This is a genomic window from Bradyrhizobium sp. LA2.1, assembly GCF_040547725.1.
Taxonomy (GTDB): Bacteria; Pseudomonadota; Alphaproteobacteria; order Rhizobiales; family Xanthobacteraceae; genus Bradyrhizobium; species Bradyrhizobium barranii.
On sequence record NZ_JBEPQI010000003.1, the window covers coordinates 283,852 to 307,340 of the forward strand.

Below are 23,489 nucleotides of genomic sequence, written 5' to 3' on the forward strand. Positions count from 1 at the left end.
GTTTCTTTCTGGGCTAGGAATTCGGGTGGGTCAGCTCGCAGCCAGTTCGGCCGGAAGCCGGAATTCGATGTTTTCCTCGCGGCCCGGCAGCACCGAGACCTTGACTGGTCCGATCCGCCGCATCGCTTCGATCACGTCATCCACGAGTACCTCAGGCGCCGAAGCGCCGGCCGTGACGCCGACGGTCTTGGCATCTTTCAACCACTCCGGATTGAGCGCACTGCCGTCGGCAATCAAATAACTCGCGACGCCGGCCTCAGTGCCGATTTCGCGGAGCCGGTTCGAGTTCGAGCTATTGGCAGCGCCCACCACCAAGATCACATCGACCAGCTTGCTCAAGTCCCTTACCGCAGATTGGCGGTTCTGTGTCGCATAGCAGATATCCCGGATATCCGGGCCTTGAATATCTGTAAAGCGGGCTTGGAGGGCCGCAATAATGTCCTTGGTGTCGTCGACCGACAGGGTGGTCTGGGTGATGTAGGCCACTGGCGTATCCGCCTGCAGCGTCAAGGCCTTAACCTCTTCAACGCTTTGGACAAGCAGCACCGGGGCGGGAACCTGGCCCATCGTGCCCTCGACCTCGGGATGGCCGGCATGGCCGATCAGGATCAGGGTGCGGCCCCTGGAGATGTAGCGTTTCCCCTGATTGTGAACTTTCGTGACCAGGGGGCAGGTGGCATTGAGCACAGGAAGGTCGCGCGCGGCAGCCTCTTCCTCGACGCTGCGGGCGACGCCATGGGCACTGAAAACGGTCACGGCTTTCGGCGGAACCTCGGACAGTTCCTCGACGAAGATCGCGCCCTTGTTCTTCAGGCTCTCGACCACGTACTTGTTGTGCACGATCTCGTGGCGCACGTAGACGGGCGGGCCGTACTTCTCCAGCGCCCGTTCCACGATCTCGATCGCACGCACCACGCCCGCGCAAAAGCCGCGCGGCTGCGCTAGATAAACTTCCATAGGACGCCCATCACGCAATTTGCACCAATCCGCTTCTCAAGTCCCCGGCGGCACTTCGATACTGTCCAATGAGTTGCAATAACCGCACCATTGGTTTCGCGCACGCGGTAACCGCCCACCCTACCTGGGCCCCGGCGCATGGAGGCACAGCACTTTGTGTCAAAAAATCGGCAAAAAGGAAAGACCGGATGAAACCCTGGTTCCGTTACCGTGCGCATCCGCGGTAGTATAATAGGGCATGCGCTCTGAGCAAGATGGCGACATTTGTGCTCACCGCTTCGCCACTTTCCCGCCTCAAGTCACCGGCTATACCGACCGCCCCGCATGATTTTGCCACGGTCTGTCGCCGTTTACCTCGAACCTTCGTGCGGCGAGAACCACTCAAAACAGCAATAGGTTTCGCCGGGGAACTCCGATAAACAGCGGGCGTTTCCGGCAAGCTGTTAACCGCAGAAAGAAAAGATGCTGCAAAGCGTAGTCGTTGCCATCGTCAGGGCCTGCACCCGGTTTGCCTCCCTCGTCGTCGTTCTCGGGCTCCTGCTTTCGGTCGGGGCGGGCTATTACACGTCTAAGCATTTCGCCATCAACACCGACATCAATTCGCTGATTGCCCAGAATTTGGACTGGCGCCAGCGCGACCAGCAATTCGACCGTGCCTTCGACCGCGACGCGACGATTCTCGCGGTCGTCGAGGCCAGGACGCCGGAGATGGCGACCGCGGCAGCGGATGCGCTCTTCGCCAAGCTGAAGGACAACAAGACCGACTTCCAGTCGATGCAGCAGCTCGGCACCGGCGAGTTCTTTGAGAAGAACGGCTTGCTGTTCCTGCCGACCGAAGAGGTCGGCAAGATCACCAGCCAGTTCGAATCCGCAGCGCCCCTGGTCGAGATCATGGCCGGTGATCCCTCGATCCGCGGCCTGACCGGCGCGCTGGAGACGGGACTTGCCGGCGTCAAGCGCGGCCAGGTCAAGCTCGACAATACCGCGCGGCCCTTCAATCAGATCGCGCAAACGGTCGAGACCGTGCTCAACAAGGGCAAAGCGAGCTTCTCCTGGCGTGAGCTCGTCAGCGACGAGCCGCTGACGGATTCCGATAAGCGCGCCTTCATCGAGTTCAAGCCAATCCTGGACTACAACGCGCTGGAGCCCGGCAAGGGCGCCACCGACGCGATCCGCAAGGCGGCAGTTGATCTGGATTTTGCGAACAAGTACCAGGCACGAGTGCGACTGACCGGTCCGGTCCCGATCGCCAACGAGGAATACGCCACCGTCCAGGAAGGCGCCGTCGTCAACGGCGTCGGGACTGTGCTGGTCGTGCTGCTCATCCTGTGGATGGCGCTGCATTCGTCGAAGATCATTTTCGCGGTGTTCGTCAATCTCTTCGTCGGCCTTGCGCTGACGACCGCTGCCGGCCTGATGATGGTCGGCTCGTTCAATTTGCTGTCGATAGCGTTCGCCGTGCTGTTCGTGGGACTGGGCGTCGATTTTGGTATCCAGTACAGCGTCCGCTACCGCTCGGAGCGCTACAAGCACAACGATCTCTCCGGCGCGCTGGTGCTTGCCGCCAAGCGCTCCGCGGTGCCGCTGTCGCTGGCGGCAATGGCGACCGCCGCCGGCTTCCTCTGTTTCCTGCCCACCGATTACAAGGGCATCTCCGAGCTCGGCCAGATCGCCGGCGTCGGCATGCTGGTGGCGTTCCTCTCCAGCATCACCGTACTGCCCGCAATGCTGAAGCTGTTGAACCCGCCCGGTGAGCAGGAGCCCGTCGGTTATGCCTTCCTGGCGCCGCTCGATTACTTTCTGGAGAAGCACCGTGTGCTGGTCGTGGGCGGCACGTTGCTGCTGGCGCTCGCCGGCCTGCCGCTGCTCTACTTCCTGAAGTTCGACTTCAACCCGATGAACCTGCGCAACCCGAAGGCCGAGTCGATCGCGACCTTCCTCGATTTGCGCAAGGATCCGAACACCGGCGCCAATGCCATCAACGTGATGACCACGTCCGAGGAGCAGGCGAGGCAGGTCGAGGCGAAGCTGGAGAAGGTGCCGGAGGTGCTGCGCGTGATGTCGCTCGACAGCTTCGTGCCGACCGACCAGGCGCCAAAGCTGAAGCTGCTCGCGCAGGGCGCCAAGGTGCTCAACCCCGCGCTCAATCCTGACCAGGTCGACGCTGCGCCAACGGACAAGGAAAACGTCGAGGCGTTGAAATCCTCAATCGACAATCTGCGCCGGACCGCCGGTGACACGAAGGGCCCGGGCGCCGTCGCCTCGCGCCGGCTGGCGGACGCGCTCGAAAAGCTCGCCAATGGCGACGAGGCCACGCGGAACAAGGCGCAGGACGTGTTCGTCACGCCGCTGAAGATCGCGTTCGGCCAGCTCAGGAATGCGATGCAGGCCGGGCCGGTCACCCTGGCCTCACTGCCCCCCGAGCTCGTCAGCGCCTGGAAGAGCAAGGACGGGATCATCCGCGTCGAGGCGCAGCCGAAGGGCGATCCCAACGACAACGACACGCTGCGCAAGTTTGCAGCCGCCGTGCTCGCTGCCGAGCCGACCGCGATCGGAGGGCCGGTCTCGATCCTGAAATCCGGTGACACCGTGGTGAAGGCGTTCATCCACGCCGGCATCTACGCGCTGCTGGTGATCGGCCTGTTGCTTTGGATCACGCTGCGGCGGTTCGTCGACGTGCTGATGACGCTCGTGCCGCTGCTGGTCGCCGGCGCGGTCACGCTCGAAATCTGCGTGTTGATCGGCCTGCCGCTCAACTTCGCCAACATCGTCGCGTTCCCGCTGCTGCTCGGCGTCGGCGTCGCCTTCAAGATCTATTATGTCGTGGCCTGGCGCTCGGGCAGGACAAATCTGCTCCAGACCAGCCTGACGCGCGCAATCTTTTTCAGCGCGCTGACGACGGCGACCGCGTTCGGCAGCCTGTGGCTGTCGAGCCACCCCGGAACGTCCAGCATGGGCAAGCTGCTCGCACTCTCGCTGGTGACGACGCTTGCCGCAGTGCTGCTGTTCCAGCCGGCCCTAATGGGCAAACCCCGCAATCTCAGGGAGTAGGCAGATGTCGCCGACCTGGTCGGCGGCGTTCTTCTGACCGGGCTTGGCGGTGGTGGTGGCGGTCTTCTGGGCTGCGGGGGCAAGGGCCGGCGCTGTGGCGCTGGCGCCGGTCGTGCCGCCTGTGGTGGTGCCGCCCGTGGTGCCTTGGGCTTTCGGCGCCGCGCCGGTGGGCTTCGGCGCACCCTTGGCCATGGCATTGGCGGTGCTCAAAGGAATCGGCGGGGCGACGCGGGTCCAGGTCTCGCCGCCGCAGAGGAAGCCCATCACGCAGCCCTTGATCTCGAGCTGGTCGGTGCCGACGGGCGTGATGGTTGCGCTGTAGAGCTGGCCGTCCTTGGCGTTGTAGACCTGCCCTTCCCACTGATCGACGCCGGGCTTCTTCTTCATGTCGATCAGGGTCGCCATGCCCAGCGTCGGCCTGGTCTTTTTCGACGCATCCGGATTGTATTCATCGCGGCCGCCGGGCTGTTTTTCCCAGGAAACCGCGCCCCACATGCTGCCATTGCATTGGGCGACACGAATGTTGGCGACGGCGTCGGCGACCCGCCAGTCGCCGGTGGGATCGGCGGCGAGCGCGGGTGTCAGGCAGGTGTAACCACCAGCCAGTATTAGTCCGGTGTAAAGGGCTAAACGCATGATAGTTCCTTGGCAGTGCAACATGGTTTAAAGCTGTGCTTGCGAAGATGGTCCGAAAAAGGGCAAAAGGCCGCACAGACCGTTTTCGGTAACGGTCCCTTTTCAGTTGACGAGCCGGCCCTCAAGCGAAGTATGTAGCGGATGCACAGCCCAAATCCAGACATGTCTCAGCTATTCGCGGACCGTCAGGCCCAGCGCAGCACCCTGCATAATCGGTATCTGAACGAACAGTTCGTTCGGGTTCTCAAGACCATCGGCTACGATGTCGGCTTCCAGAAAGGGCAGGGGCAGTACCTCTACGATCGCGAGGGGGCGCGCTATCTCGACCTGTTGTCCGGCTTTGGCGTGTTCGCGATCGGGCGCAATCACCCTGTCATGCGCGAGGCGCTCAAGAGCGTGCTCGATGCCGACCTGCCCAATCTGGTCCAGTTCGACGTCTCGGTACTCGCCGGCGTGCTCGCCGAGCGGCTGCTGAAATACGTCCCCTATCTCGACAAGGCGTTCTTCGCCAATTCCGGCGCCGAATGCGTCGAAGCGGCGATCAAGTTCGCCCGCGGCGCCACCGGCCGTCCCGGCATCGTCTATTGCGCCCACGGCTATCATGGCCTGACCTACGGCGCGCTGTCGCTGACGGGTGATTCGAACTTCCGTACCGGCTTCGAGCCGCTGCTGCCCGGCTGCACCTCGATTCCGTTCAACGACCTCGCCGCGCTCGAAAAGGCGCTGGCCTCGCGCGAGGTCGCGGCCTTCGTCGTCGAGCCGATCCAGGGCAAGGGCGTCAACATGCCCACCGACGAGTTCCTGCCGGGCGCTGCCGCACTCTGCAAGAAATACGGCACGCTGTTCGTCGCCGACGAGATCCAGACCGGCATGGGCCGCACCGGCCGCTTCCTGGCGGTCGAGCACTGGAACGTCGAGCCCGACATGGTGCTGCTGTCGAAGTCGCTGTCCGGCGGCCACGTGCCGGTCGGCGCCGTGCTGACGCGCAAGAGCATCTTCGACAAGATCTTCAATCAGATGGACCGCGCTGTGGTGCACGGCTCCACCTTCTCCAAGAACGATCTGGCGATGGCCGCGGGCATCGCGACGCTCGACGTCATGGAATCCGAGAAGCTGATCGAGTCCGCCGCCAAGCGCGGCGCCGAGCTGCGCTTGGCGCTGACGCGCATGGTGCCCGGCTACGAGTTGATGAAGGAAGTGCGCGGCAAGGGCCTGATGATCGGCGTCGAGTTCGGCCCGCCGAAGTCGCTGCGGCTGCGGGCGTCCTGGAACGTGCTGGAAGCTGCCAACAAGGGCCTGTTCTGCCAGCTCATCACCGTGCCGCTGTTCAAGGACCACAAGATCCTCACGCAAGTCGCCGGTCACGGCAGCCACACCATCAAGCTGCTGCCGCCGCTCACCATCACCGAGGAAGATTGCGGCTGGATCGAGCGCGCCTTCGACGACGTCATCGCCGGCAGCCACAAGGTCCCCGGCGCGATCTGGTCGCTCGGCAAGACGCTGGTGGACAACGCGGTGCGGCGGTCGGCGTAAATTCGCCGATCTATCTCAGCAATCGTCATTGCGAGCGAAGCGAAGCAATCCGGTATGCCTCTGCGGATGCGGGCTAGATTGCTTCGCTCGGCTCGCAATGACGCTGGTTCCAGCTACCCCTCCACATTCGCCTTCATCGCCGCCTCGAACTTGTCGACGAATTCGGCGAGCTCGTCGGCGCCGATATCGCTGACGGCCCAGAAGTTCAGGCCGCGATTGCCCCAGCGGCGGCAGTTGAAGCCCTGCATGGTCTCGGTCTTCGGCGCGCGATATTCCGCGTTCGATGTCTGCGATACGAACAAATTGATCACGTGCTGCCGGCGCTTGTAGACGACGGCGCCGATGGCGCGGGCGTCGATATAGTCGAGCCGGCCGCCGACCAGCGTGAAGCCTTGCGCGGTGAGATCGATCACGGGCGGGGCGACGTCGAGCTTGCCGTTGAACCACGGCTTCACGGTGTGCTGGTCGGTGGAGACCACGTCGATGAGGTGGCCGGCCTGAAGCGAGCGCAGATGCGCGGAGACGACCTCCGACAGGATGCGCTGCTGGTCGTCCTGGCGCAGCACCACGGCGACGACGCCGGAGGCGGCGAGCGCGGAGACGGCAGAGCCCATTGCAAAGCCGCGTAGCACCGAGCGGCGGGTCGGTTGCCGGCGCTGCGGCTGTGGCAGCGAGGCTTCGATCCGGGCGCGCAGGCTAGCCGGCGCGGCATAGCGCAAATCGGTGTCGGCGAGCGCGCGCTGCATCTCGCGTTGTGCGGCAAACTCCGCGGCGCAGTCCGGGCAGCTGGCAATGTGGGCTTCGACCTCGCGCGCGTGGCCGGCATCGAGCTCGTTGTCGAGCAGCGCGTGAAGCAGGATTTTTGCTTCGTCGCAGGTCATCTCGAATGCTCCTCTTCCGCCGTCCAGGCCGCGCGCAGCATGGCGCGGGCGCGGGCGAGGCGGGACATCACGGTGCCGACGGGGGCGCCGACGGCCTCGGCGATTTCACGATAGGACAGGTTGTTGATCTCCCGCAGCACGAATGTTTCCTTGAACGGTTCGGCGAGCGTGTCGATCAGCTTGCGGATGGCGCCGGCATCGCGGCTGCGCAGCACTTCGGTCTCGGGGCTCGCCTCGCTCTCCTGCCAGATCGGCGTCTGCTCGGCGGCGCCGGGCGTATCCTCGATCGCGCTGGGCCTGTGCGCGCGCCGCGCGTATTCGGCGTTGCAGACGTTGCGCAGGATCGCGAACAGCCAGGGCTTCATCGCCGGCCCGCGATAGCTGTCAAAGTGCTTCAGCGCGCGCAGATAGCACTCCTGCACCGCGTCCTCGGCGTCGGAGGCATCGCGCAGCAGATAGCGCGCGAGCGTGTAGACGTCGTCGAGATAGGGCAGCGCGGCTTCGCGGAAGCGCTGCGCCTTCTGCAAATCGTCGTTGGCGGGCATCGCTCCTCGCTTTGCCTCTTGTTCTGCGCGTCGCGTTGTTTCGTCCCTGTTTGTTTCGTCCCCGTGTGTGACGGAAGGCACACGAGCCCGGCCGGCGTGGGACCACCGGCCGGGCAAGACGTTGATGCCTTGGTTTGAGACGTTACTCAACCTTGATCATCCCCGTCATGTGCGGGTGCAACGAACAAAAATATTTGTAGTCGCCCGCATTGGTGAAGGTGAACGAGAACTTGTCGTCGGTGTCCAGGGCCTTGGACCTGAACTTGCCGGCCGACACCACGGTGTGCGGGATGTCGTCCCGGTTGGTCCAGGTCACGGTGGTGCCGAGCTTGATCTTCAGCTCGGCCGGCTGGAAAACGAAATTGTCGATATGCACTTCCATGTCGTCGGCACGGGCCGTCGTTGCGGGCAACAGGATGGCCGCGACCACGGCGACACCGAAGTCGCGGCGATTGAGTGTTTTCATTGTCAGCTTCCGTTCAGCCTTTTTCCGTTCAATCTTGGATCAACCCTGCAGCGGCGTGTCGATGATCGCGAGCCGCTGCTCGTTCTGCTTGAAGTTGATGCTGGCGACGCCGAGCATGCCGCGCAGCTTTGCGTCCTCGACCTTCATCGGTCCGGGCGAGGGCGCGGTCCCCGGCGCGGGCTGCGGGAACGCAGTTGAGCGCGCGGTGTGGAAGGTGACGTTACCCTCGACCTTCTGCATCACCTGATGGATATGGCCGTTCAGCACGGTGACGGAGCCGAAGCCTTTCACGTGTTCCAGCGCGCGGCCGCCGTCCTCGGTGCCCCAGCCCCATTCGGGATAGACCGTCCAGAGCGGGATGTGCGCGAACAGCACGATCGGCGTCGATTTCGACTTGCCGCGCAGATCGTCCTCGAGCCAGGCGAGTTGCTCGGAGCCGAGATTGCCGAGACCGCCGCCCTTGAGGTCGACGACGTTGACGAGGCCGATGAAGTGCACGCCGCCGGCGTCGAACGAATACCAGCCTGCACCCTTGGTGCCGCGGCCGTAACGCTCGCGATAGAATTTCACCTCCTCGTCGAGAAAGTCATGCTCGCCAGGCACGTAGTGCACGTCGAGCTTGCTCTGCGAGATGATGCGGTCGGCATTGTCGAACTCGGCTGCCTTCGACAGGTGCGTGATGTCGCCGGTGTGGATCATGAAGGAGGGTTTTGCCGGCATTGCGTTGATCTTGTTGATAGCCTCCTCCAGCGTGCCGAGCGCGTTGGGGTTCGCCGGCTTGTCGAAGCCGACATGGCTGTCGCTGATCTGGAGGAAGGTCATGCCGGGCGCGGCCGCGGTCGCGGCCTGCGCGGAATCGATGATGCCGAGCGAGCGCGGCACGCCGCCCGTGATGGTCCAGAGCACCCCGGTGCCGGCCCAGGTCATGCATTCCAGCACCTTGCGGCGGCTGACGCCGTCTTCCCCGTGATCGTGTCCGCTCATCGCACGTCTCCTCTCGCCCGGAATTGGGCTTCGGGGAGGTGATTGAGGGAGGGGGAGGCTTATTCCCGGATGCGATGACGTTTTCGTGAGGTGGGGGATTGTAGCCCGCATGGAGCGCAGCGGAATGCGGAGGCGGTGCGCGGCTATCCCCGGATTGCGCTTCGCTCTATCCGGGCTACGCAGAGGATTTCGTGAACTCCCGCACGGCCTCGACCACGCGTTCCGGCACTTCCTGCGCCACGCAGTGCCCGGCGTCCTCAAAGACCATCGTGCTGACACGCGGAATCAGCGACACGGCACGCGACGCCATCTCCTTGTAGATGGGTCCCGACTTCGCGGCAGTCGCGACGCGGACAGGGCATTCGATCTCGGCAAGCCCTGCAAACGGGTTGCCGCGGGCATCGCCGACATAGACCTGCTCCATCGCCTCGTAGATCGGACGCAGGATTGCGAATTCGATCTCGGGCGTGCAGCAAAGCCGAACCCGGCCATTCTCCAGCGGCACGAAGCCGTGGCGTACATAGGCCCGGAGCGAGGTCTCGGTCCAATCGGCAAACGCCGGCGCAGTGCGGTAGCGCTCGAACACGGTGTCGGCACTGTCGAACTCGGCCCGCCGGCGCAGCGTGCCCTGGACGCGGGCGAGGGACTCTTCGTTCAATCCCCCGGGCCGCGCCGCGCGCGGGTCCATCACGGTCGGCTCCATCACGAACAGGCGTGTGAAGCGTCCTGGCCGAAGTTTCGTCGCGAGCAGGAGATCGGTCGCGCCGGCGCTGTGGCCGATGCCGTAGACCTCGCACAGATCGAGCGCATCGATCACCCGGCAGACATCCTCGGCATAATCAAGGAAATGATAGGTATCGGGCTTGTGGCTCGCTCCGTGGCCGCGGCGGTCGAGCGCGTAAACGGTGTAGGTCGATGCAAGCTCGCGCGCGACCTCGTCCCAGACGTCGGCGACGAAACCGGTGCCGTGCACGAGCAGCGCGGGCGGCCTCCCGCTCTCGCCCCATCGCAGCATCGCGATCTGCGCGTCAGTGGGGCCGATGGAGAAGCGATGTGGATTGATCATGGGGACGGAACGCTACTTCGCGTCCTCCAAAATCATCGTCGCGCCCTTCTCGGCGATCATCGCTGTCGGCGTATTGGTATTGCCTGACGTTATCGTCGGCATGATCGACGCGTCGATAATGCGCAGGCCGCTCAGGCCGTAGAAACGCAGCCGTTCGTCCACCACCGCCATCGGATCATTCGCCGCGCCCATCTTTGCGGTGCCGACGGGATGGAAGATGGTGGTGCCGATGTCGCCGGCGGCCTTGGCGAGCGAGGCATCGTCGTCGCCGACGGTGGGGCCGGGCAGATATTCGCTCGGGCGATATTTGGCGAGCGCCTTCTGCTGCATCAGTCGCCGCGTGGTCCGGATGGCGTCGGCGCCGACCTGGCGGTCGTCGTCGGTCGACAGATAGTTCGGCGCGATGATCGGCTTCTCGTCCGGGCTCGCCGAGCGCAGCCGCACTGTGCCGCGCGATGTCGGCTGCAGATTGCAGGCGCTCACCGTGATTGCGGGGAAGTGGTGCAGGGGATCGCCGAACTTGTCGAGCGACAGCGGCTGCACGTGGAACTGGATGTTGGCGCGGGCGCGCGTCGCATCGGAGCGCGTGAAGATGCCGAGCTGCGACGGCGCCATGGTCAGCGGGCCGCGGCGGCGGAAGGCGTAGTCGAGCCCCATCAGGCCACGGCGGAACAGATTGTAATAGGTCTCGTTCAGCGTGCGCACGCCCTCGACCTTGTAGATCGCGCGCTGCTGGAGATGGTCCTGAAGGTTGCGGCCGATGCCGGGCTTGTCCATCACGATGTCGATGCCGAGCGGCGACAGCCAGTCGGCGGGGCCGATGCCGGAGCGATGCAGCACCTGCACTGAGCCGATGGAGCCTGCCGAGAGGATCACCTCGCGCTTCGCGCGCGCCTCGATGATCTCGCCGTTCTGGATGAAGCGCACGCCGACGGCGCGGCCCTGCTCGATGATGAGACGATCGACCAGCACGTTCTTCTCGAGCCGCAGATTTGGGCGGTTCAGCGCCGGCTTGAGGAAGCCGCGCGCCGACGACCAGCGCCGACCGCGCTTCTGGTTGACGTGGAAATAGCTGGTGCCTTCGTTGTCGCCGGTGTTGAAATCGGGAATGCGCTTGATGCCCATCTCCTCGGCGGCGTCGCCGACGGCGTCGAGAACGGCCCATGACAGCCGCGGCGCCTCGATGCGCCAGCCGCCGCCGGTGCCATGATGCTCGCTCGCGCCGAGGAAGTGATCTTCGAGTTTCTTGAACAGCGGCAGCACGTCGTCATAACCCCAGCCGGTCATGCCAAGCTGGCGCCAGTGGTCGTAATCGGCGGCCTGTCCGCGCATCGAGATCATGGCGTTGATCGCCGAAGAGCCGCCGATCACCTTGCCGCGGGGATAGGCCAGCGAGCGGCCATTGAGACCGGGCTCGGCCTCGGTCTTGAACATCCAGTCCGAGCGCGGATTGCCGATCGCGAAGAGATAGCCGACCGGAATGTGGAACCAGATCCAGTTGTCGTCGCCGCCGGCTTCGAGAATGAGGACGCGATTCCCTGATACGGCCGAGAGGCGGTTGGCGATGATGCAGCCGGCCGTGCCGGCTCCGACGACAATGTAGTCAAACTCACCTTCGAGGCGCCTCGGCATTCTGCTTCCACCCAAACAGGCGTCATGCCCGGGCTCGTCCCGGGCATCCACGCGCTTTCCATCCTAATAGTCAGACGTGGATGGCCAAGACAAGCTGGTGGCAAGCCCGGCCATGACGAGAGCACAGGGGACCCTCGATCCGCGGGAGTTAGGTGGACTGGTGCTTGCGTGGTAGACAGTCCTGTATTCCCAACAAAGCTTGAGACCCCTCCATGCCCATCGTGAACCGCGTCGCCGACCTCCAACCCGATATTCAGGCCTGGCGCCGGGACATCCACCAGCATCCGGAGCTGCTCTACGACGTTCACCGCACCGCAGCATTCGTTGCGGACCGGCTGCGCGAGTTCGGCTGCGACGAGGTTGTGACCGGCCTCGGGCAGACCGGCGTGGTCGGCGTGATCAAGGGCAGCAAGCCGGCCGGCGACGGGCTCAAGGTGATCGGCATGCGTGCCGACATGGACGCGCTGCCCGTCGACGAGCAGACCAACCTGCCTTACGCCTCCAAGACTCCGGGCAAGATGCACGCCTGCGGCCATGACGGCCACACCGCGATGCTGCTCGGTGCGGCCCGCTACCTCGCCGAGACCCGTAACTTCGCCGGCGATGCTGTGGTGATCTTCCAGCCGGCCGAGGAGGGCGGCGCCGGCGGCGCGGCCATGGTCAAGGACGGGCTGATGGAGCGTTTCGGCATCGAGCAGGTCTACGGCATGCACAACGGGCCGGGCATTCCGATCGGCTCGTTCGCGATCCGGCCGGGCCCGATCATGGCGGCGACCGACGAGGTCGACATCATGATCGAGGGCCTCGGCGGCCACGCCGCGCGTCCGCACAAATGCGTCGATTCCGTGCTGGTCGGCGCGCAGGTGATCACCGCGCTGCAGTCGATCGTCGCCCGCAGCGTCGATCCCCTGGAATCGGCCGTGATCTCGATCTGCGAATTCCACGCCGGCAATGCCCGCAACGTCATTCCGCAGACTGCGACGTTGAGGGGCACCATCCGCACGTTGTCGCCGGAGGTGCGCAAGCTGGTCGAGAAGCGCGTGCACGAAGTGGTGGCGGGCGTGGCGCAGATCACCGGCGCCAAGATCGACCTGCACTACAAGCGCAATTATCCCGTTGTGAACAACCACGCCGCGGAGACCGAGGTGGCGCGGCGTATCGCCAGGAACGTTGCCGGCGAGGCCAATGTGCACGAGATGCCGCCGCTGATGGGTGGCGAGGATTTCGCCTACATGCTGGAAGCGCGGCCCGGCGCCTTCATCTTCTGCGGCAACGGCGACAGCGCCGGCCTGCATCACCCCGCCTACAATTTCAACGACGAGGCGATCGTGTTCGGCACGTCCTATTGGGTCAAGCTGGTCGAGGAATCGCTCGCGGCGTCTTAAGGCCGAACCCCGAAGCACAAACGAAAAGGGCCCGTGCATCGCACGGGCCCTTTGTCTTTGAGGCGCGTGATCGGCTTCAGAAGATCCGCGAGAAGATCACGTAGAGCGTGGCCGACAGCGCGATCGCGCAGGGCAGCGTCAGCACCCAGGCCATCAGCAGGTTGCGGATGGTCGCCATCTGCAGGCCCGAGCCGTTCGCGGCCATGGTGCCGGCGACACCCGACGACAGCACGTGGGTGGTCGAGACCGGCAGGCCGAACACGTCGGCGGCGCCGATCGTGGCGGCGGCGACCAGCTCGGCGGAGGCGCCCTGTGCGTAGGTGAGATGGGTCTTGCCGATCTTCTCACCGACGGTGACAACGATGCGCTTCCAGCCGACCATGGTGCCGAGGCCGAGCGCGATGGCGACGGCGACCTTCACCCAGGTCGGGATGAACTTCGTGGCGCTATCGAGGCCGCCCTTGTAGGCGTTCAAGGTCGCGACCTCTTCCTTGTTGAGGTCGTTTTCCTTGTCCTTCATCAGGAAGCGGATCGCTTCCGAGGTCAGGTACATGTCGTTACGGGTGTTGCCGACCACTTCCGCCGGCACCTTGTTGAGCGAGCCGTACTTCGCGACCTGGTCGCCGACATCCTTCACCAGCACCGACAGCGAGGGGTAGGTGCCTTCGCTGATGTGGTGCGAGGTGATGTACTGCGTCACCGCAGGACGGGGATCGCCGATGATCGAGTGACCGGCGCCCTTGGCCGCGATCACCTTGGAGGCGGCCTCCGAGACCTTCTGGAACTGGGCGACCTGGCTCTCCGGCAGCGCGCGGTTGAGCGCGTAAGCGGTCGGCACGGTGCCGATCAGGATCAGCATGATCAGGCCCATGCCCTTCTGGCCGTCGTTCGAGCCGTGGGCGAAGCTGACGCCGGTGCAGGTTGCGATCAGCAGGCCGCGGATCCAGAGCGGCGGCGCCTTGTTGCCTTCGGGCGCGGCATAGAGCGCAGGGTTGCGCACGATGAACTTGAGCAGCAGCAGCAGCACGGCGGCGCAGATGAAACCGAACAGCGGCGACAGCAGCAGCGCGTAGCCGATCTCGGTGGCCTTGCTCCAGTCGACGCCCGAGGTGCCGTCGCGGCCGCGCATGACGGCATTGGCGATGCCGACGCCGATGATCGAGCCGATCAGCGTGTGGGAGGAGGAGGCGGGCAGGCCGAAATACCAGGTACCGAGGTTCCAGATGATCGCGGCGATCAAGAGTGCGAACACCATGGCGAAGCCGGCGCTGGAGCCGACCTGGAGGATCAGCTCGACCGGCAGCAGCGAGACGATGCCGAACGCGACCGCGCCGGAGGACAGCAGCACGCCGAGGAAGTTGAAGAAGCCCGACCACATCACCGCGAATTCAGCCGGCAGCGAATGGGTGTAGATCACGGTCGCCACCGCGTTGGCGGTGTCGTGGAAGCCGTTGACGAATTCGAAGCCGAGCGCGATCAGCAGCGCGACGAACAGGAGGATGTAGGGCAGGAAGGTCGTCACCTTCGTGCCGGTCGCGTTGACGTCGACATAGATGCTGTAGGCAACGAAGAGCAGGCCTGCGGCAAGGATGCCGAAGAACAGGATCATCGTGAGCGGGTTAAAACCCTTGTCGAGATTGGGCCTGGAAGCCGGCTGGACAGGCGTCGGATCGCCTACCGCACGGTCGAATGCAACATCTGTCATTTTTGGACGCCCCTTAACTAATTTGAAGGGCTATTGTCCGCGATGGATTTGAAGGCTGGATGACAACTGCGTCGTAAAGTCGCTTTCCCTCCAGTATTTGCCAGTATTTAGGCGGCGCGTGCGGCTTTCTTCTGCAAGCCGGCGGCAATCTTCAGGTCTTCGACAAAGCGCTGATATTCCAGTACTTTGGCTTCCGGATCGGGCAGTCGCAGCAGATAGGACGGGTGCACCGTCACGAGCGCCTTGCGGCCGTCGGGCAGGTCTATGAGCCGGCCGCGGGTCTTGCCGATCGGGATGATCTTGCCGAACACGCTCTGCGCGGCGGTGGCGCCCATCGCCACGATGAGCTCGGGCTGGATTGCCGAAACTTCCCGCTCGTACCATTGCCGGCATGCCCGGATCTCCGGCGTCGCCGGCTTCTGGTGCAGACGGATCTTTCCGCGCGGCACGAATTTGAAGTGCTTGACCGCGTTGGTGACGTAGACCTTGTTGCGGTCGACGCCGGCTTCCTGAAGCGCACGGTCGAGCATCTGGCCGGCCGGGCCGACGAAGGGGTGGCCGGCGAGGTCTTCCTTGTCGCCGGGCTGCTCGCCGACCAGCATGATGGTCGCGTCTTTCGGGCCCTCGCCGAACACGGTCTGCGTCGCGTCCTTGTAGAGCGGGCAGGCGCGGCAATGGGCCGCCTCCTCGCGGAGCGCTTCGAGATCGTCGGCAGCCAGCTTGCGTGGCATCGGAGCCTCCGGCCGCCTCTGAGGCTTGTGCGGATCGGTTGCAGCATTGGCGATCATGGCGCCGGTCATGCGCTCGGCATCCTCGATCAAGGGCTTAATGATCGACGCCTCGGGCAGGTTCCTCCAGTATTTCTTCGGCATCTCCGTCTGCATTGCCTTCACCTTCAGCCGCGCCGGATTGAAGATGCTGGCGTAGTAGCGCCGCCAGGTTTCCTCGAGCCGGTCTTCGCCGGGTGCTTCGTTCTTGCTCACGCCCGACGTGAACGAGAGCGCGTGGCCATCCCAATGCGCACACAGATCGGGTGTCAGGATCGACCAGGGCATGTCGGCGAAGCGCTTGGCGAAGAACGGTGCGGCGAGCTCGACGATGTAATGCTCCGGCTCGAACCAGGCGACGTAATGCGCCGCGCGTTCGCGGCCGATCTCGCGGAATCGCACGAAGGCATGCATCTTGTGCTCGTCGCGATGAACCGCTCGTGCCATCGCCGTGACTTGCGCGACATCGGGATCGGTCGCGACCTCGATGAGATCGTGATTGTCCTTCAAGCGCCAGAGCAGGCGATAGAGGATCGCAAAGCGCTCGCCGTCGCGATGCAGGATCGCGGCCTTGGCGAGATCGACGAATTTTGCCGAGACATTGAAGGTGCCGTCGTTCACCTCAAGTATCGGAGACGGCGCGGGCGGTGCGAACAGCTCGGCTTCGCCGCCTTGCACGGTCCAGGTGACATCGGTTGGCGGCACATGATGAAGCACGAGGCTGCGTGCGGCTTTGCGCCAGCCGTCGAAATCGGTTTGATTGTCGAGGGTGATGTACTGCATCAGAAGCCAAACCCCAATTGTGTTGCCTTCGGCTTGAACCGTTCGATCAGCCGCGCCTCGTCGAGGCGATGCGGCGCGGGGCGGTGATCGCTGAGGACGATGAACGGCAGCGCCTTGTTGCGGGGCACGTGCAGCCGCGCGAGATCGGAGAGGCGGATCGTGGTGGTGCGCCGTGTCGCGATGATGCGCTCGACCGCCTTGGTGCCGAAGCCGGGCACGCGCAACAGCTCCTCGCGGCTGGCGCGGTTGACGTCGAGCGGGAAGCGGTCGCGATGGCGCAGCGCCCAGGCGAGCTTCGGATCGATGTCGAGCGGCAGCATCGCGCTGTCGTCAACGATCTCCGCAACGTCGAAACCGTAGAACCGCATCAGCCAGTCGGCCTGGTAAAGCCGGTGCTCGCGCAGCAGGGGCGGCGCGCGCAGGGGCAGCGCGCGGCTCGCATCGGGGATCGGGCTGAAGGCGGAGTAGTAGACGCGCCTCAGCCTGTAGGAGCCGTAGAGATTGGCGCTGGTGTGCAGGATGGTGTGATCGTTGGCACTGTCGGCGCCGACGATCATCTGCGTGCTTTGCCCGGCCGGTGCAAAACGCTGCGGCCTGGCCTTCGTCTTCGCGCTGCGGCCTTCCTCGGCCTCGTCGAGCTTCAGCCGCAGCCGGCCCATGGTGCGGCGGATCGCGCGCACATCCTTTTCCGGTGCGAATTGCTGCAGGCTCGTCTCCTCGGGCATTTCGATGTTGATGGAGAGACGGTCGGCATATTTGCCGGCTTCCGCGATCAGCGCGTCGTCGGCCTCGGGAATGGTCTTGAGATGGATGTAGCCGCGAAAGTGATGCTCCTCGCGCAGTTTGCGCGCGACGCTGATCACCTGCTCCATGGTGTAGTTGGGGCTGCGGATGATGCCGGAGGAGAGAAACAGGCCCTCGATGTAATTGCGCCGGTAGAAGTCGAGCGTGAGCTTGACCACTTCGTCGATGGTGAAGCGGGCACGCGGCACGTTGGATGAGGCGCGGTTGACGCAATAAAGGCAGTCGTAATTGCAGGCGTTGGTCAGGAGCACTTTGAGCAGCGAGATGCAGCGTCCGTCCGGCGCGTAGGAATGGCAGATGCCCATGCCCGGCGCGGTCGAGCCCATGCCCTTGCCATCGCTGGAATCCCGCTTCTCGGTGCCGCTGGAGGCGCACGACGCGTCGTATTTGGCGGCATCAGCCAGAATCTCCAGCTTGCGTTGTACGTCCATCGTGGAATCCCTTTGATTCAGCTTACGAATCCGGATGAGCACCAATTCGATTGACTCCCCGGCCGCTGTTAGCTTTATATTAGAACATATCATGAACAAATGAGCCAGCCGCAGGTTCTTATTTTTGAGAACCTCGGCAATCACCTCTGAAGGAGCGGCGTATATGAGCGGCGCACGGATGAACGCGCTTGCGACCTTGCGCGGCCAGATCGAGCGCATCGAGACGGCGGAGGTCGTGCATCAGCACGATCGCGTCGCGCTCGGCCACGGCGAGGTCGACAGCGCGCTGAAGGGCGGACTCGCGCGCGCGGTGATCCACGAGGTGTTTTGCGAGGGCCGGCAGGGAACCGCCGCGACGGGTTTTGTCATGGGGCTTGCGGGGCGTGTCTCGCGGCGCCGGCCGCTGCTGTGGGTGCGGCAGGATTTTTCGGAACTCGAGACCGGCGCGCTGTCGATGAGCGGGCTTGCCGAGATCGGTCTCGATCCGCGCCGCGTGGTGATGGTGCGCGCCGCCGATGTCGAGAGCGCGCTGCGGACCTCGGCCGATGCGCTCGCCTGCGACGCGCTTGGCGCCGTCGTGCTCGAGCTCTGGGGTGAGACGCGACAATTCGATCTCGTGGCGAGCCGCAAGCTGACGCTGGCCGCGCAATCGTCCGGTGTCACCGGCCTGATGTTGCGGATGGCCGCGCAGCCGCTGCCCTCGACCGCGGAGACGCGATGGATGCTGCGCGCGGCGCATTCGCCGCCGGGCCCGGCATGGAGTGCCTGGGGCGCGCCGCGCTTCGATGCCGAGCTCTTGCGCAATCGTCATGGCCCGTGCGGCCGGTGGATCATGGAATGGAAATGTGATGAGTGCCAGTTCTCTGAACCGTCGGCGTATCCTCAGCCTGTGGCTGCCACGCCTGCCCATCGATCGGATTCAGCGGTTCTTCGGCGCGCTGGGTAAGGCCAATGATCCGAGCATCGTTGTCATCAAGGACAACAATGCGCTGGTGATCCATGCGCTCAATGAAGCCGCCGAGCGCCTCGGCTTGTATATCGGCCAGCCCCTGGCCAATGCGCGGGCGATGTGTCCGGACTTGAAAGTGTTCGACGCCGATGTCGTGGCCGATGCGAAGACGCTCAGCGACGTCGCAGACTGGTGCGACCGCTTCACGCCGCTGGTGGCGCTCGATCCGCCGCACGGGCTGTTTCTGGACATCACCGGCTGCGCGCATCTGTTCGGCGGCGAGGCTGCGTTGTTGCAGACCTTCGTCCGCGCGCTCGCCCGTCAGGGTTTTGCCGCCAGCGCGGCGATCGCCGGCACCTCGGTCTGTGCGCGCACGCTGACGCGGCAGGCCTCCGGCACCATCGTTGCCGATGGCGGGGAGGCGGCGGCGATCAGCCGGCTGCCGGTGTCCGCGCTCGGTGCGGGCGAGGCCATCACCACTGGTCTGCGCCGCGCCGGCCTGAAAACCATCGGCGATGTCGCCTCGCGCGAGCCGCATGAGATCACGGCGCGGTTCGGCGCGCGGTTTTCGACGCTGCTCGCGCATGCGCAGGGGCATGGCGATGCCCCGATCAATCCGCGCAAACCGTTGCCGGATTACATCGTGGAGAAGCGCTTTGCCGAACCGATCGCCACCGACACCATGATCGCGATGACGCTGTCGCGGCTCGCCGACACGCTGATCGCGTCCATGGAGAAGCAGGGCAAGGGCGCGCGGCGCCTGGAAGCCGCCTTCTTTCGCACCGACGGCGTGGTGCGCGCGATCATGGTCGAGACCGGGCGGCCGGTCACGCAAAGCAAAGTCATCGACCGGCTGTTTCGCGAACGCCTCGATGCGCTCGCCGATCCGCTGGATCCCGGCTTTGGTTTCGACATGGTGCGGCTGTCGGCGAGCCGCACCGAGATCGTGGTGCAGGAGCAGCGCGATCTCGACGCCCATGTCCACGACAATGACGAGCTCGCCGCGCTGATCGACCGCATCGCCGCGCGCATCGGCGGAAAGCGCGTCGTCGTGCATTTGCCTGAGGATACCCATATCCCCGAATGTGCGGTGCTGGCCGCGCCTGCCCAGCACCATCTCGCCGTGGCCATGCAGGCCGAATGGCCGGCGCGCGCCGAGAGCGAGCCGCCGCTGCGCCCCTTAAGGCTGTTCGACAGACCGGAGCCGATCAAGGTGCCGTTCGCGACCGTGCCGGACGGCCCGCCGCATCAGTTCACCTGGCGACGCGCGCTGCATGCGGTGGTGCGAGTGGAAGGGCCCGAGCGTATCGCGATGGAATGGTGGCGGCAGGACGGCAAGCAATTGACGCGGGATTATTTCCGCATCGAGGATGCCGAAGGCCTGCGCTTCTGGATCTTTCGCGACGGTCTTTACGAAGGAGAGGTGTTCGACGACGAAGGCAAACCCATTCCTCCCAACTGGTATGTGCACGGCCTCTTCGCATGACTACGCCCGCTTATGCCGAGATCGGCATCACCACCAATTTCTCCTTCCTGCGCGGCGGCTCGGATCCGCGCGCCTATGTGCATCAGGCGAGCATCCTCGGCATTCCCGTGATCGGCATTGCCGACCACAACACGCTCGCCGGCGTAGTGCGCGCCTACAAGGAGCTCGACAATGACAAGGTGCTGTACAAGCCGAAATTGCTGATCGGCGCGCGCATCGTCTTCATCGACGGCACGCCCGACATTTTTGTCTATCCGCGCGACCGCGCCGCCTATGGCCGGCTGTGCCAGCTCCTCACCAGGGGCAAGCGCGGCGACGACATCACGCGGATCGAGAAGGGCGAATGCCATCTCACTTTTGCCGACCTTCTCGAGTTTTCCGAGGGCCAGCTCCTGGTCCTGACGCTGCCGCATCGCTTCGAGCCCGAGCAGGCGCTGGATGTTCTCACAAAGCTTAAGGACAGCCGCGCCGAGGGCGTGTGGCTGGCGGCGAGCCTGGTCTATCGCGGCGACGACCGCCGCCGCCTGGCGCGGCTCGATGATCTCGCCGCCAAAGCAAACGTGCCGCTGCTCGCGACCAACGAGGTGCTCTATCACCATCCCGGCCGTCGTCCGCTCCAGGACGTGCTGACCTGCATCCGGGAAAAAACCACGATCGAAGCGGTCGGACGGAAGCTCGAAGCCAATGCCGAGCGATTCCTGAAGACGCCACGCGAAATGTCGCGGCTGTTCCGCGACTTTCCCGAGGCGATCGCGGAGACCATGCGCTTTGCGGGCAAGATCGATTTCACGCTCGACCAGCTCAAATACCAGTATCCGGACGAGCCGGTGCCGCGAGGCAAGACCGCACAAGGGCATCTGGAGGATCTGACCTGGGCGGGCGTGCAGACATATTTCGGCGGCAACATCGATGACAAGCTTCGCGCGACCCTGAAGAAAGAGCTCGCGCTGATCGCAGAGCTGAAATACGCGCACTACTTCCTCACCGTGCACGACATCGTGCATTATGCGCGCAGCCAGAACATCCTGTGCCAGGGGCGGGGATCGGCGGCGAACTCAGCGGTCTGCTACGTGCTCGGCATCACCTCCGTTAATCCGACCAAGGTCGATCTGCTGTTCGAGCGCTTCATCTCCAAGGAGCGGCTGGAGCCGCCTGACATCGACGTCGATTTCGAGCATTCGCGGCGCGAGGAGGTGATGCAATATGTCTATCGCCGCTACGGCCGCCACCGCGCCGCGATCATCGCCACGATCATCCATTACCGCCCGCGCAGCGCCATCCGTGACGTCGGCAAGGCGCTGGGCCTGACCGAGGACGTCACCGCTGCGCTTGCCGACACCGTCTGGGGAAGCTGGGGCAAGGGCCTCAACGACATGCAGGTCAGGCAGGCCGGGCTCGATCCCAACAATCCCATGATCAACCTCGCGGTCGAGCTCGCGACCGAGCTGATCGAATTCCCGCGCCATCTCTCCCAGCATGTCGGGGGCTATGTGCTGACGCAGGACCGGCTCGACACCTATGTGCCGATCGGCAACGCCGCGATGGACGACCGCACCTTCATCGAATGGGACAAGGACGACGTCGACGCGCTCAACATGATGAAGGTCGACGTGCTCGCGCTGGGCATGCTGACCTGCATCCGGAAATGTTTTGATTTGATCGACCAGCACAAGGGCAAGCGCTGGGTGCTGGCGAGTGTCCCGCAGGACGATCCCAAGGTTTACGACATGCTGTGTGCCGGGGAATCGCTCGGCGTATTCCAGGTCGAGAGCCGCGCGCAGATGAACATGCTGCCGCGCCTGAAGCCGCGGACCTTCTACGATCTCGTTATCGAAGTCGCGATCGTGCGGCCGGGGCCAATCCAGGGCGACATGGTGCATCCCTATTTGCGACGGCGTAACGGGATCGAGAAAGTGACCTATCCCTCGCCATCGCCCGAGCATGGTCCCGCGGATGAGCTCTACAAGGTGCTGCACAAGACGAAGGGCGTGCCGCTGTTTCAGGAGCAGGCCATGCGAATCGCGATCGAAGCAGCAAAGTTCACCTCCGAGGAGGCTAACGGCCTGCGCCGCTCGATGGCGACCTTCCGCAATGTCGGCACCATCGGCCAATACGAGGAGAAGCTGATCGGCAACATGGTCGCGCGCGGCTACGATGCCAACTTCGCCAGAAGCTGCTTTGACCAGATCAAGGGCTTTGGCTCCTACGGTTTTCCGGAGAGCCATGCCGCGAGCTTCGCGCAGCTCGTCTACATCTCGTCATGGCTGAAATATCATCACCCCGATGCGTTCTGTTGCGGCCTGCTGAACTCGCAGCCCATGGGCTTTTACGCGCCGGCGCAGATCGTCGGCGACGCTCGCAAGAATGGCGTCGAGGTGCGGGACATCGACGTATCCTACAGCTTTGCGCAAAACACGCTGGAGAACACCGAGGGCAAATACTGCGCCGTCCGCCTGGGCTTCCGTCAGATCGACGGCTTTCACTGGCTCGATCCCGATGAGGAGTTGCTCAAAGAGGCGCAGGCGAAACGGCAAGGCAAGGTATATGTCACTCAGAAAGACTGGGCCGACCTGATCATCGACGCCCGCAACAGCGGTCCCTTCACCTCGCTCGAAGACTTCGCCCGCGACACCGGCCTGCCCAAGCGTGCGCTGATCCTGCTCGCGGATGCCGACGCGTTCCGCTCCCTCGGCCTCGACCGCCGCGAGGCGCTGTGGCAGGTGCGGCGGCTGCCCGACGACGTGCCGCTGCCGCTGTTCGAGGCCGCGACCGCGCGCGAGCAGCCGGACGAGCATGCAAAACCATTGCCGGAGATGCCGCGGGCCGAGCAGGTGGTCGCGGACTACCAGACCATCCGGCTATCGCTGAAGGGCCATCCGATGGAATTTTTGCGCGAGATGTTCTCGCGCGAGCGTGTGGTGTCCTGCAGGGACATCAGCCATGAGAACGAGCGGCGCCGCGTCCGCTGCGCCGGCGTGGTGCTGGTGCGGCAGCGGCCGGGCAGCGCCAGCGGCGTCGTGTTCATGACGCTGGAGGACGAGACCGGCATCGCCAATGTCGTGGTGTGGCCCAAGATCATGGAGCAGTACCGCAAGGAGGTGATGGGCGCGCGCCTCATCCTGGTCGAGGGCTATATCCAGAGCAGCCCCGAAAAGGTGACGCATCTCATCGCCCAGCGCATGGTCGATCGCTCGCACGATCTGGTCGGTCTCGCCAACGACGCGCTGAGCCGCAAGCATCCGGTGCCGGCAGGCGCCGACCTGATCGAGCCCCTCAACGACGATCCCCGCGCCCACGCGGATATGCCGGCGCAAAAAATCCGCCACCCCCGCAACGTCCGCATCCTGCCGCCGTCGCGGGATTTTCATTGAGGGGTCATGACAACCGCTTGGATCGGCTAATCCCGCCTAACGATCGATACGATTTGA

17 protein-coding genes are annotated in these 23,489 nt (G+C 64.4%); 6 read left to right on the forward strand and 11 right to left on the reverse strand.

The window, feature by feature from the left end; genetic code table 11:
* Positions 1-30: 30 nt before the first annotated feature.
* Positions 31-957 (reverse strand): 4-hydroxy-3-methylbut-2-enyl diphosphate reductase, encoded by a 927-nt coding sequence (ispH, locus tag ABIB95_RS06830; RefSeq protein ID WP_063984631.1) that lies wholly within the window; start codon positions 955-957, stop codon positions 31-33.
* Positions 958-1,419: 462 nt separating this feature from the next.
* On the opposite strand from ispH, the gene hpnN reads away from it, so the two are divergent.
* Positions 1,420-4,008 carry a hopanoid transporter HpnN gene (gene hpnN, locus ABIB95_RS06835; RefSeq protein ID WP_354238316.1) on the forward strand — a complete coding sequence of 863 codons (2,589 nt, stop codon included), beginning with the start codon at positions 1,420-1,422 and terminating at the stop codon, positions 4,006-4,008.
* Here hpnN and ABIB95_RS06840 read toward each other — a convergent pair.
* Positions 3,976-4,644, reverse strand: coding sequence for a DUF2147 domain-containing protein (locus ABIB95_RS06840; RefSeq protein WP_354238317.1), 669 nt, complete (start codon positions 4,642-4,644; stop codon positions 3,976-3,978). The two genes, hpnN and ABIB95_RS06840, sit on opposite strands and share 33 nt — an antisense overlap.
* A gap of 141 nt (positions 4,645-4,785) precedes the next feature.
* On the opposite strand from ABIB95_RS06840, the gene hpnO reads away from it, so the two are divergent.
* Complete coding sequence (gene hpnO, locus ABIB95_RS06845) at positions 4,786-6,177, forward strand: aminobacteriohopanetriol synthase HpnO (RefSeq protein ID WP_028146959.1); 1,392 nt, start codon at positions 4,786-4,788, stop codon at positions 6,175-6,177.
* A 113-nt stretch (positions 6,178-6,290) separates the two neighbouring features.
* Here hpnO and ABIB95_RS06850 read toward each other — a convergent pair whose 3' ends face one another.
* The 6 genes from ABIB95_RS06850 to ABIB95_RS06875 all read right to left on the reverse strand — a co-directional run bounded on the left by ABIB95_RS06850 (position 6,291) and on the right by ABIB95_RS06875 (position 11,751).
* On the reverse strand, positions 6,291-7,058 hold the full coding sequence (locus ABIB95_RS06850; RefSeq protein ID WP_354238318.1) for an anti-sigma factor family protein: 768 nt from the start codon (positions 7,056-7,058) through the stop codon (positions 6,291-6,293).
* Positions 7,055-7,603: a sigma-70 family RNA polymerase sigma factor gene (locus ABIB95_RS06855; RefSeq protein ID WP_354238319.1), complete on the reverse strand. Its 549-nt coding sequence runs from the start codon at positions 7,601-7,603 to the stop codon at positions 7,055-7,057. Before ABIB95_RS06855 ends, ABIB95_RS06850 begins: the two co-directional genes overlap by 4 nt.
* Positions 7,604-7,745: 142 nt before the next feature.
* Entirely contained in the window at positions 7,746-8,069 is a 324-nt protein-coding gene (locus ABIB95_RS06860; RefSeq protein ID WP_028146964.1) for a cupredoxin domain-containing protein, read from the reverse strand.
* A 39-nt stretch (positions 8,070-8,108) separates the two neighbouring features.
* Positions 8,109-9,053: a metallophosphoesterase family protein gene (locus ABIB95_RS06865; protein WP_354238320.1), complete on the reverse strand. Its 945-nt coding sequence runs from the start codon at positions 9,051-9,053 to the stop codon at positions 8,109-8,111.
* A gap of 175 nt (positions 9,054-9,228) precedes the next feature.
* Entirely contained in the window at positions 9,229-10,119 is an 891-nt protein-coding gene (locus ABIB95_RS06870; protein WP_166351266.1) for an alpha/beta fold hydrolase, read from the reverse strand.
* Between the two features lie 12 nt (positions 10,120-10,131).
* The gene (locus ABIB95_RS06875; RefSeq protein ID WP_166351268.1) at positions 10,132-11,751 is read right to left on the reverse strand and encodes a GMC family oxidoreductase; all 1,620 of its coding nucleotides are present in this window, start codon (positions 11,749-11,751) and stop codon (positions 10,132-10,134) included.
* Positions 11,752-11,963: 212 nt separating this feature from the next.
* Between ABIB95_RS06875 and ABIB95_RS06880 the strand changes: the two genes are divergently transcribed.
* Positions 11,964-13,136, forward strand: coding sequence for a M20 aminoacylase family protein (locus ABIB95_RS06880; RefSeq protein ID WP_085403878.1), 1,173 nt, complete (start codon positions 11,964-11,966; stop codon positions 13,134-13,136).
* A 76-nt stretch (positions 13,137-13,212) separates the two neighbouring features.
* Here ABIB95_RS06880 and ABIB95_RS06885 read toward each other — a convergent pair whose 3' ends face one another.
* From ABIB95_RS06885 to ABIB95_RS06895, 3 genes are all read right to left on the reverse strand, one after another.
* Positions 13,213-14,841: an inorganic phosphate transporter gene (locus ABIB95_RS06885; protein WP_028146969.1), complete on the reverse strand. Its 1,629-nt coding sequence runs from the start codon at positions 14,839-14,841 to the stop codon at positions 13,213-13,215.
* A 107-nt stretch (positions 14,842-14,948) separates the two neighbouring features.
* On the reverse strand, positions 14,949-16,391 hold the full coding sequence (locus ABIB95_RS06890; RefSeq protein WP_354238321.1) for a UdgX family uracil-DNA binding protein: 1,443 nt from the start codon (positions 16,389-16,391) through the stop codon (positions 14,949-14,951).
* Entirely contained in the window at positions 16,391-17,626 is a 1,236-nt protein-coding gene (locus tag ABIB95_RS06895) for a putative DNA modification/repair radical SAM protein (protein WP_354238322.1), read from the reverse strand. Before ABIB95_RS06895 ends, ABIB95_RS06890 begins: the two co-directional genes overlap by 1 nt.
* Before the next feature lie 163 nt (positions 17,627-17,789).
* Between ABIB95_RS06895 and ABIB95_RS06900 the strand changes: the two genes are divergently transcribed.
* From ABIB95_RS06900 to ABIB95_RS06910, 3 genes are read left to right on the forward strand one after another with little or no spacing between them, the layout of a single operon-like run.
* A complete protein-coding gene (locus tag ABIB95_RS06900; protein WP_354238323.1) occupies positions 17,790-18,572 on the forward strand; it encodes an ImuA family protein in 783 nt (260 codons plus the stop codon).
* Positions 18,475-20,061, forward strand: a complete 1,587-nt coding sequence (locus ABIB95_RS06905; RefSeq protein ID WP_354238324.1) for a Y-family DNA polymerase — start codon at positions 18,475-18,477, stop codon at positions 20,059-20,061. The genes ABIB95_RS06900 and ABIB95_RS06905 overlap by 98 nt, the downstream gene beginning before the upstream one ends.
* The gene (locus ABIB95_RS06910; RefSeq protein ID WP_354238325.1) at positions 20,058-23,432 is read left to right on the forward strand and encodes an error-prone DNA polymerase; all 3,375 of its coding nucleotides are present in this window, start codon (positions 20,058-20,060) and stop codon (positions 23,430-23,432) included. Before ABIB95_RS06905 ends, ABIB95_RS06910 begins: the two co-directional genes overlap by 4 nt.
* Positions 23,433-23,489: the final 57 nt, after the last annotated feature.

Excerpts from the sequence above, each read along its gene's own strand:
- ispH (WP_063984631.1), bottom strand. The coding sequence starts at position 957 with ATGGAAGTTTATCTAGCGCAGCCGCGCGGCTTTTGCGCGGGCGTGGTG.
- hpnN (WP_354238316.1), top strand. The coding sequence starts at position 1,420 with ATGCTGCAAAGCGTAGTCGTTGCCATCGTCAGGGCCTGCACCCGGTTT.
- ABIB95_RS06840 (WP_354238317.1), bottom strand. The coding sequence starts at position 4,644 with ATGCGTTTAGCCCTTTACACCGGACTAATACTGGCTGGTGGTTACACC.
- hpnO (WP_028146959.1), top strand. The coding sequence starts at position 4,786 with ATGCACAGCCCAAATCCAGACATGTCTCAGCTATTCGCGGACCGTCAG.
- ABIB95_RS06850 (WP_354238318.1), bottom strand. The coding sequence starts at position 7,058 with ATGACCTGCGACGAAGCAAAAATCCTGCTTCACGCGCTGCTCGACAAC.
- ABIB95_RS06855 (WP_354238319.1), bottom strand. The coding sequence starts at position 7,603 with ATGCCCGCCAACGACGATTTGCAGAAGGCGCAGCGCTTCCGCGAAGCC.
- ABIB95_RS06860 (WP_028146964.1), bottom strand. The coding sequence starts at position 8,069 with ATGAAAACACTCAATCGCCGCGACTTCGGTGTCGCCGTGGTCGCGGCC.
- ABIB95_RS06865 (WP_354238320.1), bottom strand. The coding sequence starts at position 9,053 with ATGAGCGGACACGATCACGGGGAAGACGGCGTCAGCCGCCGCAAGGTG.
- ABIB95_RS06870 (WP_166351266.1), bottom strand. The coding sequence starts at position 10,119 with ATGATCAATCCACATCGCTTCTCCATCGGCCCCACTGACGCGCAGATC.
- ABIB95_RS06875 (WP_166351268.1), bottom strand. The coding sequence starts at position 11,751 with ATGCCGAGGCGCCTCGAAGGTGAGTTTGACTACATTGTCGTCGGAGCC.
- ABIB95_RS06880 (WP_085403878.1), top strand. The coding sequence starts at position 11,964 with ATGCCCATCGTGAACCGCGTCGCCGACCTCCAACCCGATATTCAGGCC.
- ABIB95_RS06885 (WP_028146969.1), bottom strand. The coding sequence starts at position 14,841 with ATGACAGATGTTGCATTCGACCGTGCGGTAGGCGATCCGACGCCTGTC.
- ABIB95_RS06890 (WP_354238321.1), bottom strand. The coding sequence starts at position 16,391 with ATGCAGTACATCACCCTCGACAATCAAACCGATTTCGACGGCTGGCGC.
- ABIB95_RS06895 (WP_354238322.1), bottom strand. The coding sequence starts at position 17,626 with ATGGACGTACAACGCAAGCTGGAGATTCTGGCTGATGCCGCCAAATAC.
- ABIB95_RS06900 (WP_354238323.1), top strand. The coding sequence starts at position 17,790 with ATGAGCGGCGCACGGATGAACGCGCTTGCGACCTTGCGCGGCCAGATC.
- ABIB95_RS06905 (WP_354238324.1), top strand. The coding sequence starts at position 18,475 with ATGAGTGCCAGTTCTCTGAACCGTCGGCGTATCCTCAGCCTGTGGCTG.
- ABIB95_RS06910 (WP_354238325.1), top strand. The coding sequence starts at position 20,058 with ATGACTACGCCCGCTTATGCCGAGATCGGCATCACCACCAATTTCTCC.